Genomic DNA, 1077 nt, shown 5'->3' with positions numbered 1-1077 from the left:
GTTGCTGTCCAAATAAATGGCTTCGGATTGGCATTGTGGTGCGCGACATATTGTTCGATTGCGGTTGTCAGTTCCGGTACGCTTTTGAACACGCCACGCCGGAGACGGTTCTCAGAAATATCGCGGAAGAAGCGCTCCACCATGTTTAGCCACGACGCCGAAGTTGGTGTGAAATGCATGTTGAACCGTGGGTGTTTTTCGAGCCATGCCTGTACGTTCGGATGCTTGTGTGTGGCGTAGTTGTCGCAGATCAGATGCAGCGTTTTTTCCTTTGGCGTCTCGCGATCTATTTTGCGAAGAAAGGTCAGCCATTCCTCATGGCGATGACGCTGCTGGCACTGGGCGATGACCTGACCATCAAAAACATTCAACGCTGCGAACAAGGTGGTCGTGCCATTACGTTTGTAGTCATGCGTCATGGTCTCGGCACGACCCTTTTTCAAAGGCAAACCTGGCTGGGTGCGATCGAGCGCCTGCACCTGGCTCTTCTCATCGCAGCACAACACGATCGCATGTTCGGGAGGTGACAAATACAGCCCCACAACATCTTCAAGCTTCTCGACAAATTTCGGATCACGCGATACCTTGAAACCTCGCACCAGATGTGGCTTCAAGCCCTTAGCGCGCCAGTGCCGCGAAACGCTGGCCGCGCTCACGCCCAGTTTGGCGGCCATCGTACGTGTGCTCCAATGGGTCGCTACTTCGGGCTTGCCTTCGGTCGTCAGTGCCACCAGTCGCGCTACGTCGACTTTTACAGGCGGAGCACCGCGCGGAAGGTCGCGTTCAATTCCCGCAAGACGCATCTGCGCAAACCGTTCACGCCAGCGTCTGATTTGACCGCGATCCACGCCAAGCACCACGGCAATGTCCTTATTTTGAAGACCCTCAGCGGCCAGGAGTACGATGCGCGCGCGTAGCGCAAGCCTGACGCTCGTGAGACCCGAGCGCACCAGTCCGTTCAGCTCAGATTGCTCGTCCTGGGTAAGCACAATCTCCGTCGCAATTCGCATTAGCTTTCTCCTGGTTGATGCACAAGAATAGCGCCTCATCCGCGATATTTCAATACGAAGCACTGAG

Annotated in this window: 1 protein-coding gene; it reads right to left on the bottom strand. The window is 55.3% G+C overall.

Features of this window, described 5'->3' with window-relative positions:
• The coding region (locus F1735_RS33755) for an IS630 family transposase (protein ID WP_167241391.1) at positions 1 to 1010 on the bottom strand (1010 nt) is incomplete at its 3' end.
• Between the last annotated feature and the right edge of the window lie 67 nt (positions 1011 to 1077).

Origin of the sequence: Massilia genomosp. 1, assembly GCF_011682185.1 — a bacterium.
GTDB lineage: Bacteria > Pseudomonadota > Gammaproteobacteria > Burkholderiales > Burkholderiaceae_D > Telluria_A > Telluria_A rubra.
The sequence above is the reverse complement of the archived record's forward strand: the minus strand, read 5'-3'. Positions and strand labels throughout refer to the sequence as shown.